This is a genomic window from Mycobacterium sp. 852002-50816_SCH5313054-b, assembly GCF_001667185.1.
Taxonomy (GTDB): domain Bacteria; phylum Actinomycetota; class Actinomycetes; order Mycobacteriales; family Mycobacteriaceae; genus Mycobacterium.
Genome location: NZ_LZIC01000137.1, coordinates 88,143 through 102,998, shown reverse-complemented (window position 1 = coordinate 102,998; position 14,856 = coordinate 88,143). Strand labels below are relative to the sequence as shown.

The following is a 14,856-nucleotide window of genomic DNA, read 5'->3' as shown; positions in this document are numbered from 1 at the left end:
GACGACGACCGGGGTGCTGGCCGCCGGTACCGATGAGGTCTCGGCGGCGGTCGCGTCGCTGTTTGCCGGGCACCGGCGGGTTGCTCTGGGGCAACGGCGGCACGGGCGGGATCGGCGGGCCGTTCGGTACCGGCGGCGTCGGCGGCAACGCCATGTTGTTCGGCGACGGCGGGCGCGGCGGGTTGGGCGGGGAACTCGGCGGCATGGGCGGCACCGGCGGTCGCGGCGGCTGGCTCATCGGTAATGGCGGTGCGGGCGGGACCGGCGGGGTGTCCGGTGGTCCCGGCGGGGTCGCCGGCGGTCCGGGCGGCACCGGCGGGGCGGCCGGGATGGTGGGCCTGCACGGGGCCGCCGGCGGGACCGGTGGCGCACCCACCATCCCGGTGCAGGTGGACCAGCAGGTGAACAGGCCCTACGTCGACGTCTCCATCGCCGGCGGACCGAACTCGCAGGTCATTCTCGACACCGGATCCAGGGGTCTTGTCGTCCCACCCCAAGACGTCAATTTCGCGTCCCTCGGCGCGCCCACCGGGACGGGCAGCGTCACGTACGGCGACGGCGGAAATACCGTGACGGAGAACTACACAACGTATTCGGCCACGGTGAATTTCGGGAACGGCATCATCAGCCAGCCGACCAAGGTCGCGGTCGTCACCTCCGTGACGCAGACGCAGAACGGCCAAACGACCAACTTCCCGGCCTCCGCCGGGCTCCCCGTTCTGGGTGTCGGGGGAAGCAATCTCGTCGGCCCGTTGTCCACCAGCCCCGTGCAAGCCTTGCCCGGCACCCTCAACCAGGGTGTGCTCCTCAACGAGCCGGCGGGTACGGCGCAGTTCGGCGCCAACCCGCTGACCGCCCTCACCTCGTCGTCCGGCGCGCCGGTCACCACGCTGAAGATATCGGTCAATGGCGGGGCCCCCGTGACGGTTTCGGACGCGTTTGTCGATTCCGGTGGCCTGTGGGGCGACGTACCGGCCTCGCTGGGCACCGGCGCGGTGGGCGGCTACGTGCCGCAGGGCACGATGCTCACCGTCTACACCGCCAACAACGTCGCGATCTACCACGAGACGGTCGGCGCGGCCCCCACCGCGCCCGCCGTGGTCAGCGGCGCGAATGGCCTATTCAATACCGGGAATATCCCGTTCGAGACCATCCCGATCTACCTGTCGTACAACCCCCTCAACACCGGGACGCTCTTCTACGACGCCTGACGGCTCAGCCGTCGCGCGGGTCGGGCCGGTAGCGCGCCAGCAGCGACCGCACGGTGTCCATGGCGTCGACGGCACGCTCCCGGTCGGCGGCCTGGATCGCCATCAGGGGCACGTACTCGTCGTCGGGCAGGTCGATGCGCGCCCACCGCTTGCCGGCGGGAAACGACACGCCGACGACGTCCCCCCAGGGAATCAGCCTGTATCCGAAGAGGTTTCGCACCGCCAGCCCGGCCGGCCCGACGCGCAGCCGGGGCCGCGCGAACAACAGCACACCACCGGCGATCAGCAGGCCGAGCGCGGCTATCGCCACCTGATCGGAGGTGTGAAAGATGACGCCGCTGGAACTGATCTTGAGCAGCAGGCCCACCACGATGTGCACCGCGGCGATCAGAAACGCTGCGGCATAGACGAATACCGGCGTCCGGTGCGGACGCAGCTCGATATCCCAGACCTCGGGGTTCGGCGCACTCACGACCGAGCGCGCAGGTCACGCAGGGTTAGCGCGGCGGTCAGGGCCGCACCTGCGGCCTGGGCTCCTTTGTCCTCAACCGACGTCGGAAGCCCGGCCCGGGCCAGCGCCTGTTCCTCGGTGTTGGTGGTCAACACCCCGTTGGCGACGGGCGTCGACGCGTCCAGGGCGACCCGCGTCAGTCCGTGCGTCACCGAATCGCAAACGTACTCGAAATGCGGTGTCTCACCGCGGATCACGACGCCGAGGGCGATGACGGCGTCGTGGTTGGTGGCGAGCTGCTGGGCCACCACGGGAATCTCGATCGCGCCGAGCACGCGCACCACCGTCGGGTCCTCGATGCCCGACTCGGCGGCAACTTTGCGGGCACCCGCCAGCAACGCGTCACAGATCTGGCCGTGCCAGGTGCTTGCGACGATGCCGAGGCGCAGGCCAGCGGCGTCAAGCGCGGGCAGCTCCGGCTCCCCGCTACCGCTCACAGAGCACCGCCGAATTCTCCCGGCAAATGGACCGATTCGTGAAAGTCGTCCAGCCCCACCAGGTCGTGACCCATCCTGTCGCGCTTGGTCATCAGGTAGCGGATGTTCTCCGCGTTGGCGCGCACCGGAAGCGGCACCCGCTCGATGATGTGCAGGCCGTAGCCGTCCAACCCGACCCGCTTGGCCGGGTTGTTGGTCAGCAGCCTCATCGAGCGCACCCCGAGGTCGACGAGAATCTGCGCGCCGATACCGTAATCCCTTGCGTCGGCGGGCAATCCGAGCTTCAGGTTGGCGTCGACGGTGTCGGCTCCGGCGTCCTGCAGCTGGTACGCCTGCAGTTTGTGCATCAGGCCGATGCCGCGGCCCTCGTGACCGCGCATGTACAGCACCACGCCGCGCCCTTCGCGCGCGACCATCGCCATCGCGGCGTCCAGTTGCGGCCCGCAGTCGCAGCGACGCGAACCGAACACGTCACCGGTCAGGCATTCGGAGTGCACCCGCACCAGAACGTCGTCGCCGTCGGCGTTCGGCCCGGCGATCTCGCCGCGCACCAGAGCCACGTGTTCGACGTCCTCGTAGATGCTCGCGTAGCCGATCGCGCGAAACTCGCCATGGCGGGTGGGGATCCGCGCCTCGGCGATCCGCTCGATGTGCTTCTCGTGCTTGCGGCGCCATTCGATCAGGTCGGCGATGGTGATCAGGGCGAGGTCGTGCTCGTCGGCGAACACCCGCAACTCGTCGGTCTGGGCCATCGAGCCCTCGTCCTTTTGGCTGACGATCTCACAGATCGCGCCCGCGGGTTGCAGGCCCGCCATCCGGGCCAGATCGACGGCGGCCTCGGTGTGGCCCGGCCGGCGTAGCACGCCACCGTCCTTGGCGCGCAACGGAACCACGTGACCGGGGCGGGTGAAATCCTCGGCGATGCTGGTGGGGTCGGCCAGCAACCGCATCGTAGTGGCCCGATCCGAAGCCGAAATCCCGGTACCGACACCATTTTTCGCATCGACGGTGACGGTGTAGGCGGTCCCGTGCTTGTCCTGGTTCACCGCGTACATCGGCAGCAGACCCAGCCGGTCGCAGACCGCACCATCCAGGGGGACGCACAGGTACCCCGACGTGTAGCGAACCATGAAGGCCACCAGTTCCGGCGTCGCCTTCTCGGCTGCGAAGATCAGATCGCCCTCGTTCTCGCGATCCTCGTCGTCGATGACGATGACGGCCTTGCCGGCCGCAATGTCGGCAACCGCCCTCTCGACGGAGTCCAACCTCGTCATCTGTTGCTGCCTGCTCTCGTAGGGGCTCACAGGAGAAGCCCAAGTGTCGCATTCAGTATGAACCACCGCGGCGGCGCCGTTATTGCCGCGGCTTTTCCCGGCGTAGGGCGACCCCCGGCGGCACGCCACATAAGTCTCAAGTGGGCCCCGGCTAGGAACAGGATGTGAATTGGCCGCCGCACGGCCGGAGGGCGTTTCCGCCCCATCCTTAAGGGATATCTGAGACTTATGAATACAAACACGAAGACAGGACTGTGGCGTCGCCTGTGTGTCGGCGCGGCCGCCGCCGGCGGCATATCCGCATCCATGCTGGGGCTCGCCTCGAGTACCGCCCAGGCGGCACCTCCCCCGGCGCCCGCGAATCACCACCATTGGTGCCCGGGCGACCAGTGGAACCCGGGCTGGGGGCCGTACCAGAACTGGAACAACTGCCGTGACTGGGACGACAACTACGGCGGCCCGGCCGGCTACGGCGCGCCCCCGCCGTGGGCGCGGCCGATGCCGCCGCCACCGCCGTGGGCACCTTGGGCCCAGGTCGTCTGGAACCCCGGCGACAATGACTGGGGCTACTGGGATGGCCCCAGCTGGCACCGGCTCTAACCCACATCTGCATCTCAAACGGCCGCTAGCAGCTGCGGAAACGCCGCTGCTAGCGGCCTGCATTCATCAACGCTCGACATACTTGGCGAGTGCGCGACAGTTTTCCCATGTACGCGCCTGCCTCCGCACAGGCACGGTCAATAAACCCCGGTCAAGTCCTTTCACACAGCGAAGCGGCGGACGGCCTGCTGGCGGGGATTCGCGGTCGCCGTTATTTCCGCGTCATCAACCGCTCGACGTACTTCGCGATGACGTCGACCTCGAGGTTGACCTGCGTGCCGACCGGGGCGCTGCCGAGGGTGGTCAGTTCCCGCGTTGTCGGGATCAGCGACACCTCGAACCAGTCCCGCGGCTCGGACCCCAGGCCGGACACCGTCAGGGAAATCCCGTCGACGGTGATCGAACCCTTTTCGACGACGTAGCGGGCGACGGCCGCGGGAACCTCGATCCGCACCACCTCCCAGTGCTCGGAGGGTGTGCGGTCCAGCACCTGGCCGGTGCCGTCCACGTGCCCCTGCACAATGTGGCCGCCGAGCCGGCTGTTGATCGCGGCGGCGCGCTCGAGGTTCACTCGGCTGCCGACCCGCAACTCGCCGAGGTTGGACCGGTTGAGGGTCTCGCCCATCACGTCGGCGGTGAACTGGCCGTCCGGCATCAGCTCGTCGACGGTGAGGCACACGCCGTTGACGGCGATCGAATCACCGTGTCCGGCATCGGCGGTCACCACGGGCCCGCGGATGGTGAGCCGCGCGGCATCAGCGAGCACCTCGCACTCGGTGATCTCCCCGAGCTCCTCGACAATTCCGGTGAACATTGCACCAGGTTAATGGGCCGATGCGCCGCGAGGCGGCCCCCGCGTTCGGAAAGCCGCTCACGAGCACCCTCTACGATGCAGGGTATGCAAACCCCCCGCCGTCTCTCGGCCGTCCTTGCATTCTTGTGCCTCGCCACCGCCCTGGTCGCGGGCTGCTCGTTCAGCGCGTCGAAAAGCGGCGGGCCGCTGCCCGACGGCACGACGCTGGTGAAACAGTCCACCGACGCCACCAAGAACCTCAAGAGCGCGCACCTGGTGCTGACCGTGGGCGGAAAGATCCCGGGCCTGCCCGTGCGGAACCTGACCGGTGACCTCACCACCTCGCCGAACGTGGCAGCGCAGGGCAACGCCCAGCTCAGCTACCTGGGGCAGGACATCAGCGCCGACTTCGTCGTCGTGGGCGGCGACCTGTACACCAACGCTCTCAACCCGGGCGACAAGACGATGACCGACGTCGGTCCGGCCTCCCAGGTCTACGACCCCTCGGCGATCCTGAGCCAGGACACCGGCCTGCCCAACGTGCTGGCGAACTTCACCGACGCCAAGGCCGAGGGGCGCGACCAGGTCAGTGGCCAAACCGCCGTCCGCATCAGCGGAAACGTCTCGGCGGACGCGGTGAACAAGATCGTGTCCCCGTTCAAGGCCACCAAGCCGGTGCCGGCCACGGTCTGGATCGTGGAGACCGGTGACCATCAGCTGGCCCAGATCAGCCTGCAACACAGTCAGGGCAACAACGTCCAGATGACGCTGTCGAACTGGAACCAGCCGGTGCAGATCAACAAGCCCGCGGCGGGCTCATGAGCAGGTTGGCGGGACGCCGCGTCGCGATCGGCGCCGGTAGCCTGGCGGTGCTGCTGGGTGCCCTCGACGCCTACGTCGTGGTCACCATCATGCGCGACATCATGCACGACGTCGGCATCCCGATTAACCAGCTGCAGCGAATCACCCCGATCGTCACGATGTACCTGCTGGGCTACATCGCGGCCATGCCGTTGCTGGGCAAGGCTTCCGACCGGTTCGGCCGCAAGCGGCTGCTGCAGGTCAGCCTGGCCATGTTCATGGTCGGCTCGGTGGTCACCGCGCTCTCGGTGGCGATCGGCAACTTCGACGTGTCGAGCATGACCGTGGAGATCTTCGGGCACCCGCTGCGGGACCTGGTGATCCTCGGCTACCCGATCCAGAACTTCCACCTGCAGACGCTGCACGTGCTGATCGCCGGCCGGACCATCCAGGGTGTCGCCAGTGGGGCGCTGTTGCCGGTCACCCTGGCGTTGGGCGCCGATCTCTGGGCGCAACGTAACCGCGCGGCGGTGCTCGGCGGCATCGGCGCCGCCCAGGAGCTGGGCAGCGTGCTCGGCCCGCTGTACGGCATCCTCATCGTCTGGTTGTTCCGCGACTGGCGCGACGTGTTCTGGATCAACGTCCCGCTGACCCTGGTCGCGATGATCCTGATCCAGATCAGCCTGCCGTCGCACGACCGCAGCGAGGCGCCGGAGAAGATCGACGTGGTCGGCGGCGTGCTGCTCGCCATCACCCTGGGTCTCGCGGTGATGGGCCTGTACAACCCCAACCCGAACGGTCAAGAGGCGCTGCCCAGCTACGGGTTGCCCCTGGTGATCGCGGCGGCCGTCTTCGGGGTCGTATTCCTGCTCTGGGAGCGCTTCGCGCGAACCCGGCTGATCGACCCGGCGGGAGTGCAGTTCCGGCCCTTCCTGGCCGCGATGGGCGCGTCGTTCGCCGCGGGCGCCGCGTTGATGGTGACGCTGGTCGACGTGGAGCTGTTCGGTCAGGGCGTGCTCGGGTTGGATCAGGCCAAGGCGGCCGCGATGCTGACGTCGTTCCTGATCGCGCTGCCGATCGGGGCGTTGTTGGGGGGCTTCGTCGCCACCCGGGTCGGCGACCGCGCGGTCGCGTTGGTCGGGCTGCTCATCGCGGCCGGCGGCTACCTGCTGATCTCGCACTGGCCGGTGGACCTGCCGCACTATCAGCACAGCTTCTTCGGGTTGTTCTCGGTGCCCGCGATGAACAACGACCTGCTGATCGGTGGGGTCGCGGTCAACAACGATCTGCTGATCGCCGGCTTCGGGCTGGGTCTGGTGATCGGTCCGCTGACGTCGGCGGCCCTGCGGGTCGTCCCCGCCGCCGAACACGGCATCGCCTCGGCCGCGGTCGTGGTGTCCCGGATGACCGGCATGCTGATCGGCGTGGCCGCGCTCAGCGCGTGGGGTTTGTACCGCTTCTACCAGATCCTCAACGAGAAGAACGGGGCGCTGCCCAGCGGCATGAGCAAGCCGGATCGGGCGGTCGCCCAGGCGCAGAACGTCCTCCCGTCGTTCGCGGCGATGTACGGCGAGATCTTCACCATCACCGCGGGCGTCTGCGTGGCGGGAGCGCTGCTGGGGCTGCTGATCAGCGGTCGCAAGGAGCACGCCGAGGAACCCGAAATCCCCGAGCAAGAGCCGGTCAGCGTCCCAGCCCCCTAGCCGCCGTACGGCACCAGGCTGAGCACCAGATCGGGGCCGGCCCGGTCGATCCCGTCGAACTGCCAGCGCAGCGCGCGAGCGATGGTGGGCACCCCGACGTCGTCGACCGCCGTGACGGGTCCACCCAGCAGCATGGGCGCGACGTAGGCCAGGATGCGGTCGACCGCCCCGGCCCGCAGGAAGGCGCCGGCCAAGGTGGGGCCGCCCTCCAGCAGCACGTCGGTGCGGTCCGTCAGCGCCTTGATCACCTCCATGGGGTCGTGGGTGCGAATCACCATGGTGCGCGAATCGTCGTTGAGAACCTTTGCCTCCGGCGGTATTTCGCGCATCCCCACCACTACCCGCAGCGGCTGGCGGTCCGCCAGCGAGCCGTCGCCGCGCCGGGCGGTCAGCGCCGGATCGTCGGCCAGCACGGTGCCGGTGCCGACCACGATCGCGTCGGCGATGGCGCGGCGGCGATGCAGATCCAATCGCGAGGCCTCGCTGGAAATCCACCGGCTGCTGCCATCGGCGGCGGCGCTGCGGCCGTCGACGCTGCTGGCGTACTTCCATGTCACGTGCGGCAGCCCGGTCCGCACCTTGTGCAGCCACTCGCGCAGCGGACCGGCGGCCACCTGATCGGCGAGCACCCCGGTCCGCACTTGCACGCCCGCGGCCTGCAGCCGGCCCGCCCCGCCGCCCGCGATCGCGTTCGGGTCGTCGACGGCGTAGACGACCATGCTCACCCTGGCCTCGATGAGGGCGTTCACGCACGGTGGGGTCTTGCCGTAGTGATTGCACGGCTCGAGCGTGACGAACGCGATGCCCCCGGCGGCCAGACCGCCGGCCCGTCGCAGGGCCAACACCTCGGCGTGCTCGCCGCCCGCGGGCTCGGTGGCGCCGACACCGACCACGCGGCCCTGCGGGTCCACGATGACGGCACCGACCGGCGGATTCGGGTACGTGGTGCCCTTGACCTGGTAGGAGTGCTCGATCGCCAGGCGCATGGCCGCGTCGAGGCTGTCGACCGACTGGGGCTGGTTCATCCGCGCAGATGCGGTGACGCGGCGGCGGCCTGTCGCCGCAACGCCTCGACCGCGGCCTCCGGGTCCTGCGCCCCATACACCGCCGACCCTGCGACAAAGCAGTCCACGCCCGCCTCGGCGGACTGCTCGATGGTGTCTTCGTTGATGCCACCGTCGATTTCGACCAGGATCGTCAGCTCCCCCGCGTCGATCAGCTTGCGCGCGGTGCGGACCTTGCCGAGCACGTCCGGGATGAAGCTCTGACCCCCGAAGCCGGGCTCGACCGACATGATGAGCAGCGTGTCGAAGTGCGGCAGGATTTCCAGGTAGGGCTCCAGCGGGGTACCCGGTTTCACGCTGATCCCGGCCTTGGCGCCGGCGGCGCGGATGTCGCGGGCCACGCCGACGGGATTGTCGGTGGCCTCGGCGTGGAAGGTCACGTTGTAGGCGCCCGCCTCGGCGTACGGGGGCGCCCAGCGATCCGGGTCCTCGATCATCAGATGGCAATCCATCGGGATCGCGGTGGTGGCCAGCAGCGCCTCCACCACGGGCAGGCCGATGGTCAGGTTCGGCACGAAATGGTTGTCCATCACGTCGACGTGCAACCAGTCGGCGCCCGGCACGGCGGCCGCCTCGTCGGCGAGGCGGGCGAAATCGGCGGCGAGGATCGACGGCGCGATCAGCGGTCTACCGGTATTGCCAGGCATGTCCGCCACACTACTGAGCGCGGCGGCCAACCTCACTTCAGACGCGGCGCAGCGCCGCGGCGAACATCGCGTCGGTGCCGTGCCGGTGCGGCCACAGCTGCGCATACGGGCCGTCGCCCAGGCCCTCGGTGACGGGCTCGAACAGCGGCCGGGCGTCCAGCGCCTGCACCGGCTGGCGGCGCAGCGCGTCGCCAACCACCCCAACGGTTTCCGCCAGGTGCGGCGAACAGGTCGCATACAGCACCACGCCGCCGGGCCGCGTCAGCGCGACCGCGGCGGCCAGCAGCTCCCGCTGCAGCTTGGCGAGCGGCGGCACGTCGGCCGGCTGGCGCCGCCACCGGGCCTCCGGCCGGCGCCGCAGCGCACCCAGCCCGGTGCACGGCGCATCGACGAGCACCCGGTCGAAGCCGGGCTCGAGGCCGGTCTGCCGCCCGTCGACCCGCAGCACGTCGACCGGCGAGCCGCGGGTGTTCTCGACCACCATGTCGGCGCGTCGCGGCGTGGGTTCCACCGCGGTGACGCGAGCCCCGGAGTCCGCGCCCAGCGCGGCCAGCAGCGCGGTCTTGCCGCCGGGGCCGGCGCACAGGTCCAGCCAGCGGCCGGTGTCGCCGTCGACCGGGGCCAGCGTCAGCGCCCGGGCCACCAGCTGGCTGCCCTCGTCCTGGACCAGCGCGGCGCCGTCGCGCACGGGTGCCAGCCGCCCGGGATCGCCGCCCGGCAGATACACCGCGTACGGCGAATAGCGGCCGACGGTGCCGCCCACCGCATCGGCGAGCTCGGCGGCGGTCAGCGCGCCCGGGCGCGCGGCCAGGTGCACCTGGGGGCGTTCGTCGTCGCTGGCCAGCACGGCGTCGAGTTCGGCCGCGGCCGCGCCGAGCGCGTCGGCGAAGGCTTGGGAGATCCAGCGCGGGTGCGCGTGCACGAACGCGGCGTGCCCGACCGGATCCCGCGCCGGGTCGGGGGCCAGCTCGTCGACCCAGGACTTCTCGTCGCGGCGGGAGATGGTGCGCAGCACACCGTTGACGAAACCCGCTCGGGCCGAGTCGAATTCGATCCCGGCCTGTTCGACCGTGGTGGACACCGCGGCGTGGGCGTCGACGCGGGTGCGCAGCAGCTGATAGGCGCCGAGCCGGAGCAGATCGAGCAGCACCGGGTCGATGGCCTCCGGCGGCCGCCCGGCGGCCGCGCCGATGACCGCGTCGAGCAACCCCCGGGTGCGGCAGGTGCCGTAGGTCAGCTCGGTGGCGAAAGCGGCGTCGCGGCCGGTGATTCCGCGCTGGCGCAACAGCGCGGGCAGGGCCAGGTTCGCGTACGCGTCGCGCTCGCTGACGGCGCGCAGTACCTCGAACGCGGCCGCGCGCGCCGGATCCAGCGGCCGGCGCGGCTTGCGTGGCTGGGGAGTCATGACGCCCGCGCGGCGGCGTCGAGCCGGGCGCCGCGCGTCCAGTCGACGGCGTTCATGAATTTCTTGCCGGGCGGCTGGATCTGGCCCAGCCGCACCGGTTGTGAACCGGTACCGATCCAGACGTTCTTGCGGTCGGCGTGAATGACGCCGGGCGGCAAGGATATTGGCGCGTCGTCGACCTGCACGGGTCCGAGCTTGATCCGCAGGTCACCGATGAGCGTCCAGGCGCCCGGGTTGGGTGTGACGGCCCGGATCCGGCGCTCCACCACCGGCGCGGGCAGGTCCCAGCGCACCCGGGCCTGTTCGACGCTGACCTTCGGCGCCACGCTGACCCCCTCGGCCGGTTGCGGCCGCGGCGTCAGGGTCCCGTCGGCGATGCCGTCCAGCGTGGCCGACAGCAGCTCCGCACCCGAAAGGGCAAGCCGCTCAAGCAGATCCCCCGCGGTGTCGGTCGGCCTGATCGCCTCGGTGACCACCCCGTACACCGGTCCGGAGTCCAGGCTCGGCTCGATCCGGAAGGTACTCGCCCCGGTGATGGAGTCCCCCGCGGCGATCGCGGCCTGCACCGGCGCCGCGCCGCGCCAGGCGGGCAGCAGCGAGAAGTGCAGGTTGATCCAACCGTGCGGGGGCACGGCGAGCAGCTCGTCGCGCAGCAGCGCGCCGTAGGCCACCACCGGGCAGCAGTCGGGCGCGAATTCCGACAGCTCGGCGACGAACTCCGGGGAGTTGGGCCGCGCCGGTCGCAGCACCGGGATGCCGCGGTCGAGCGCCTCGCGGGCCACCGGAGACGGCTCCGGTTTGCCGCGCCGGCCCGAGGCGGCGTCGGGCCGGGTCAGCACCGCGAGCACGTCGTGCCGGGGCGAATCGATGAGGCGACGCAGCGCGGGCAGCGCGGGCTCGGGGGTTCCGGCGAAGACGAGGCGCACGGGCACAGTCTAGGAAGCACCGGATCTCCGCAGGACACGCCCAGGATTCATACAGTTTTGTGCGTATATTATTGCTGTCAGCAATTGTTTCTTGTGGCAATAGTTACGACGACGACGTCGGGCAGCCAATCCGTTCCTATCCCAGGAGGTCCGATGACACTCGACGCTGTCGACACCACCATCCCCGACCACGTCGCGGCCACTCACCGCGCGATGTGGGCGCTGGGCGACTACGCCCTGATGGCCGAGGAGGTGATGGCCCCGCTCGGTCCCGTCTTGGTGGCGGCGGCCGGTATCGGACCGGGGGTGCGGGTGCTCGACGTCGCCGCCGGGTCCGGCAACATCTCGCTGCCCGCCGCCCAGACCGGTGCCGACGTCGTCTCCACCGACCTCACGCCCGAGCTGCTGCGGCGGTCCCAGGCGCGGGCCGCCGCGCAGGGGCTGCTGATCGACTACCGGGAAGCCAACGCGCACGCGCTGCCGTTCGGCGACGGCGAGTTCGACGCGGTGATCTCGGCGATCGGCGTGCAGTTCGCGCCGGACCACCGGCGCGCCGCCGACGAGCTGATCCGGGTCTGCCGGCCGGGCGGGACGATCGGCGTGATCAGCTGGACTCCCGACGGATTCTTCGGCCGGATGCTGGCCACCCTGCGGCCGTACCGTCCGAGCCTCTCACCGGCGGTGGCCCCGGCGGCGTTGTGGGGACGCGAGGGTTACGTCGCCGGCCTGCTGGGCGATCGGGTCCGCGGCGTCACGACGCTGCGGGGCGGCCTGCCTGTGGACCGGTTCGAGAGCGCCGAGGCCGTGCACTGCTACTTCAAGGAGCACTACGGCCCCACCATCGAGGCGTACGCGAACATCGGCCACAACCGGATCCTGGCCGCCGAGCTCGACGCCCAGCTCGTCGAACTGGCCCACCAACACCTGACCGAAGGCGCCATGCGCTGGGAGTACCTGCTGGTCACCGCCGAAAAGCGGTGAGGCGGGCCCGTGGGGGCGACTACAGGTCGAGGTCGGCATCCAGCTGGACGTCAGGCTCGCCGCCTGCGGCGGTGAACGCGGTCAGGGCCCGCACCAGCCCCTGGCGCTCGGGCGGCGGCATCTTCGCCACGATGGCGGCGATCTCGGCGCGCCGGAACGCGGTGACCCGCCGGACGACCTCGCGCCCGCGCTTGGTCAGCGCGGCGAGCAGTTCGCGGCGGGAAGTGGGGTGCGGAAGGCGGTCTATCAGCCCGGCGGCGACAAGGCGGTCGACCATGCGGCCGGTGGCCGAAGGCTGCACACCCAGCAGGCCGGCCAACGTGGCCAGGTTGACCGGACCCCGGTTGGACAGGATCACCAGGGTCCGGAACTGCGCAATGGTGATGGTCTCGTCGACCTGCCCGATCGAACGAGCGGAGATCGCCACCAGCAGACGGGAGGCCGTCAGCAGCGCGTCGGTGATCACATCCAAGGATTCGTCAGCCGTGGTCGCGTTGTCCGCCGCCATCGCGCCTCCCGTTCGGGCCATCTGCGAGCCAAAGAGTAGAGAAGTGTAACAGCGTTCAGTATCGAAGTCAGGAACTGTTTCCTACGTACACTATCGCTGCCGGGCATCCTCTGTCGCGTTTCTCGGGGCGTATTGAAGACGAATGACGTTACTTCCGGGACAACCGAACTCGGCCAGAAACGCCGTGACGATACCGCCAGTCGCGCTAGGATTCGTTAGCCGTACGCAACGGATGATTCCAACCCCAATTGGATGCAGGAGGGACGGCCGATGTCGTTTCTGACCACGGCGCCCGAGCTGGTTTCCGCAGCGGCGGCCGATCTGGCGAACATCGGTGCGACGCTCGGCGAGGCCAACGCGGCCGCCGCGTTCCCTACCTCTGGAGTGCTGGCCGCGGGCGCCGATGAGGTCTCGACCGTCGTCGCGGCGTTGTTCGGCGATCACGCCCAGGCATACCAAGCGCTCAGCGCCCGGGCGGCGGCCTTCCATCAGCAGTTTGTGCAGCTCATGAGCGGCGGCGCGACGCAGTACGCCGCTGCCGAAGCCGCCAGCGCGTCCCCCTTGCAAACGGTGCAACAGGACGTCCTCGGCGCCGTCAACGCGCCAACCGAGGCGCTGCTGGGCCGCCCGCTGATCGGCAACGGCGCCGACGGGACCGCGGCGTCCCCCAACGGCGGGGCCGGCGGACTCTTGTACGGCAACGGCGGAACCGGCTTCTCTCAGGCGACCAACAACGGCCTGGCCGGCGGTAATGGCGGGGCGGCCGGGCTGATCGGCACCGGGGGCGCCGGCGGGACCGGCGGCCTCAGCAGCGTCGGGAACGGCGGGGCCGGCGGCGCTGGCGGCCATGGCGGCTGGCTGTACGGGGCCGGCGGGGGCGGCGGCGCCGGTGGGGGCACCACAGCCGCAGACTTTGCCGGCGGGACCGGTGGAGCCGGCGGCAACGCCGGGCTGATAGGGCCCGCGGGGGCCGGCGGATTTGGGGGCAACGCCACCATCGCCGGCACAGTCACCGACGGTGGTGTCGGCGGCACCGGTGGAGCCGGCGGCAGTGCCCTGATTGGCCCCGCTGGGACAGGCGGGGCCGGCGGCAACTCCACCGGCGGCGCGTCCGGCGGCCACGCCAACGGCGGCACTGGCGGCGCCGGCGGCAACACCTGGGTGCTCGGCGACGCCGGCGCCGGCGGCATCGGCGGCAACGCCAGCGACCCCAACGGTAACCTCGGCGGCACGGGTGGTACCGGCGGTCACGGCGGGTTTTTGGCGGGCAGCGGCGGGACCGGCGGGATCGGCGGTGCCGGTAGCACGACGGCCGGCGCGGGCGGCAACGGCGGTAATGCCGGATTGCTGGCCGGCGCCGCGGGCAACGGGGGCAACACGGGTTCGGGGAACGCCGGCGCGACGGCCGGAAGCGGTGGCAACGCCGGGCTGTTCGGCACCGGCGGTGCCGGCGGTAGCGCCGTCGGCGCCGCGATTTCCGGCGGCCATGGCGGCGCCGGGGGCACGGGCGGGTTGCTGTGGGGCGCCGGCGGCGCCGGTGGCACCGGCCTCGGCTCCCAGGGCTTCGGCGGCGCCGGCGGCAATGCCGGGTTGCTCGGCACCGGCGGCGCCGGCGGCTCAGCCGGGCTCAGCCCGCAAGGCACGGGTGGTCAGGGCGGCTGGGGCGGCCTGCTGCAGGGTGACGGCGGTGCCGGCGGCGCAGCCTTGACCAACGGCCATGGCGGCGCCGGCGGCAACGCCAGGGGGTATGGCGCCGGGGGCGTCGGCGGCTCCGCCGGCGCAGGCAACGCCGCCATTGGCGGCGCCGGTGGCAGCGGCGGGGTGGTCGGCAACGGCGGCAACGGGGGTTCCGTGGCGGGCAACGGCCATGGCGGCAAGGGCGGCGACGCCCAGTACGTCGGCAATGGGGGCAACGGCGGCAACGTCGGGGCCGGCGGCACGGTGGGTACCGGCGGCACCGCCGGCAAGCTGTACGGCCAGCCCGGCACCTAGCGC

The 14,856-nt window shown here is 70.7% G+C and carries 16 protein-coding genes; 7 read left to right on the top strand and 9 right to left on the bottom strand.

The annotated features are described in order from the left end of the window. Nucleotides 1-13 precede the first annotated feature (13 nt). Together A5787_RS28420 and A5787_RS25105 are read left to right on the top strand one after the other, a co-directional pair. Nucleotides 14-244, top strand: coding sequence for a PE domain-containing protein (locus A5787_RS28420; RefSeq protein WP_304441173.1), 231 nt, complete (start codon nucleotides 14-16; stop codon nucleotides 242-244). Next, nucleotides 153-1,211: a PecA family PE domain-processing aspartic protease gene (locus A5787_RS25105; RefSeq protein WP_197507388.1), complete on the top strand. Its 1,059-nt coding sequence runs from the start codon at nucleotides 153-155 to the stop codon at nucleotides 1,209-1,211. Before A5787_RS28420 ends, A5787_RS25105 begins: the two co-directional genes overlap by 92 nt. Nucleotides 1,212-1,215: 4 nt before the next feature. On the opposite strand, the gene A5787_RS25100 is transcribed toward A5787_RS25105, so the two are convergent. Genes A5787_RS25100 through A5787_RS25090 form a run of 3 tightly spaced genes read right to left on the bottom strand, consistent with a single transcriptional unit; the run spans nucleotide 1,216 to nucleotide 3,433 of the window. Beyond that, entirely contained in the window at nucleotides 1,216-1,683 is a 468-nt protein-coding gene (locus A5787_RS25100) for a PH domain-containing protein (protein WP_066972103.1), read from the bottom strand. After that, nucleotides 1,680-2,159, bottom strand: a complete 480-nt coding sequence (ribH, locus tag A5787_RS25095; RefSeq protein ID WP_066972102.1) for a 6,7-dimethyl-8-ribityllumazine synthase — start codon at nucleotides 2,157-2,159, stop codon at nucleotides 1,680-1,682. Before ribH ends, A5787_RS25100 begins: the two co-directional genes overlap by 4 nt. Beyond that, entirely contained in the window at nucleotides 2,156-3,433 is a 1,278-nt protein-coding gene (locus A5787_RS25090; RefSeq protein ID WP_066972122.1) for a bifunctional 3,4-dihydroxy-2-butanone-4-phosphate synthase/GTP cyclohydrolase II, read from the bottom strand. Before A5787_RS25090 ends, ribH begins: the two co-directional genes overlap by 4 nt. A gap of 228 nt (nucleotides 3,434-3,661) precedes the next feature. Between A5787_RS25090 and A5787_RS25085 the strand changes: the two genes are divergently transcribed. Beyond that, complete coding sequence (locus tag A5787_RS25085; RefSeq protein ID WP_066972101.1) at nucleotides 3,662-4,033, top strand: hypothetical protein; 372 nt, start codon at nucleotides 3,662-3,664, stop codon at nucleotides 4,031-4,033. 211 nt (nucleotides 4,034-4,244) lie between these two features. Here A5787_RS25085 and A5787_RS25080 read toward each other — a convergent pair whose 3' ends face one another. Then, entirely contained in the window at nucleotides 4,245-4,847 is a 603-nt protein-coding gene (locus A5787_RS25080) for a riboflavin synthase (protein ID WP_066972100.1), read from the bottom strand. A gap of 75 nt (nucleotides 4,848-4,922) precedes the next feature. On the opposite strand from A5787_RS25080, the gene A5787_RS25075 reads away from it, so the two are divergent. Next, complete coding sequence (locus tag A5787_RS25075) at nucleotides 4,923-5,648, top strand: LppX_LprAFG lipoprotein (protein WP_156764124.1); 726 nt, start codon at nucleotides 4,923-4,925, stop codon at nucleotides 5,646-5,648. Beyond that, the gene (locus tag A5787_RS25070; RefSeq protein ID WP_066972097.1) at nucleotides 5,645-7,330 is read left to right on the top strand and encodes an MFS transporter; all 1,686 of its coding nucleotides are present in this window, start codon (nucleotides 5,645-5,647) and stop codon (nucleotides 7,328-7,330) included. The genes A5787_RS25075 and A5787_RS25070 overlap by 4 nt, the downstream gene beginning before the upstream one ends. On the opposite strand, the gene ribD is transcribed toward A5787_RS25070, so the two are convergent. The 4 genes from ribD to fmt are packed head-to-tail and all read right to left on the bottom strand — an operon-like array spanning nucleotide 7,327 to nucleotide 11,372. Then, nucleotides 7,327-8,355 carry a bifunctional diaminohydroxyphosphoribosylaminopyrimidine deaminase/5-amino-6-(5-phosphoribosylamino)uracil reductase RibD gene (ribD, locus tag A5787_RS25065; RefSeq protein WP_066972095.1) on the bottom strand — a complete coding sequence of 343 codons (1,029 nt, stop codon included), beginning with the start codon at nucleotides 8,353-8,355 and terminating at the stop codon, nucleotides 7,327-7,329. The genes A5787_RS25070 and ribD overlap by 4 nt on opposite strands. Then, nucleotides 8,352-9,041 carry a ribulose-phosphate 3-epimerase gene (gene rpe, locus A5787_RS25060; protein WP_066972120.1) on the bottom strand — a complete coding sequence of 230 codons (690 nt, stop codon included), beginning with the start codon at nucleotides 9,039-9,041 and terminating at the stop codon, nucleotides 8,352-8,354. Before rpe ends, ribD begins: the two co-directional genes overlap by 4 nt. 37 nt (nucleotides 9,042-9,078) lie before the next feature. Continuing rightward, a complete protein-coding gene (locus A5787_RS25055) occupies nucleotides 9,079-10,446 on the bottom strand; it encodes an RsmB/NOP family class I SAM-dependent RNA methyltransferase (RefSeq protein ID WP_066972093.1) in 1,368 nt (455 codons plus the stop codon). Further along, nucleotides 10,443-11,372, bottom strand: a complete 930-nt coding sequence (fmt, locus tag A5787_RS25050) for a methionyl-tRNA formyltransferase (protein WP_066972091.1) — start codon at nucleotides 11,370-11,372, stop codon at nucleotides 10,443-10,445. The genes A5787_RS25055 and fmt overlap by 4 nt, the downstream gene beginning before the upstream one ends. 153 nt (nucleotides 11,373-11,525) lie before the next feature. Between fmt and A5787_RS25045 the strand changes: the two genes are divergently transcribed. Further along, nucleotides 11,526-12,353, top strand: a complete 828-nt coding sequence (locus A5787_RS25045) for a class I SAM-dependent methyltransferase (protein WP_066972089.1) — start codon at nucleotides 11,526-11,528, stop codon at nucleotides 12,351-12,353. 19 nt (nucleotides 12,354-12,372) lie between these two features. On the opposite strand, the gene A5787_RS25040 is transcribed toward A5787_RS25045, so the two are convergent. Beyond that, a complete protein-coding gene (locus A5787_RS25040) occupies nucleotides 12,373-12,861 on the bottom strand; it encodes a MarR family winged helix-turn-helix transcriptional regulator (RefSeq protein ID WP_066972088.1) in 489 nt (162 codons plus the stop codon). Between the two features lie 270 nt (nucleotides 12,862-13,131). On the opposite strand from A5787_RS25040, the gene A5787_RS25035 reads away from it, so the two are divergent. Beyond that, nucleotides 13,132-14,853: a PE family protein gene (locus tag A5787_RS25035; protein WP_066972087.1), complete on the top strand. Its 1,722-nt coding sequence runs from the start codon at nucleotides 13,132-13,134 to the stop codon at nucleotides 14,851-14,853. Nucleotides 14,854-14,856: the final 3 nt, after the last annotated feature.

Coding starts and splice junctions, on each gene's coding strand:
- A5787_RS25080 (WP_066972100.1), bottom strand. CDS start 4,847: ATGTTCACCGGAATTGTCGAGGAGCTCGGGGAGATCACCGAGTGCGAG.
- A5787_RS25070 (WP_066972097.1), top strand. CDS start 5,645: ATGAGCAGGTTGGCGGGACGCCGCGTCGCGATCGGCGCCGGTAGCCTG.
- A5787_RS25035 (WP_066972087.1), top strand. CDS start 13,132: ATGTCGTTTCTGACCACGGCGCCCGAGCTGGTTTCCGCAGCGGCGGCC.
- rpe (WP_066972120.1), bottom strand. CDS start 9,041: ATGCCTGGCAATACCGGTAGACCGCTGATCGCGCCGTCGATCCTCGCC.
- A5787_RS25085 (WP_066972101.1), top strand. CDS start 3,662: ATGAATACAAACACGAAGACAGGACTGTGGCGTCGCCTGTGTGTCGGC.
- A5787_RS25045 (WP_066972089.1), top strand. CDS start 11,526: ATGACACTCGACGCTGTCGACACCACCATCCCCGACCACGTCGCGGCC.
- A5787_RS25105 (WP_197507388.1), top strand. CDS start 153: ATGTTGTTCGGCGACGGCGGGCGCGGCGGGTTGGGCGGGGAACTCGGC.
- ribD (WP_066972095.1), bottom strand. CDS start 8,355: ATGAACCAGCCCCAGTCGGTCGACAGCCTCGACGCGGCCATGCGCCTG.
- A5787_RS25090 (WP_066972122.1), bottom strand. CDS start 3,433: ATGACGAGGTTGGACTCCGTCGAGAGGGCGGTTGCCGACATTGCGGCC.
- A5787_RS25055 (WP_066972093.1), bottom strand. CDS start 10,446: ATGACTCCCCAGCCACGCAAGCCGCGCCGGCCGCTGGATCCGGCGCGC.
- A5787_RS25040 (WP_066972088.1), bottom strand. CDS start 12,861: ATGGCGGCGGACAACGCGACCACGGCTGACGAATCCTTGGATGTGATC.
- A5787_RS25075 (WP_156764124.1), top strand. CDS start 4,923: ATGCAGGGTATGCAAACCCCCCGCCGTCTCTCGGCCGTCCTTGCATTC.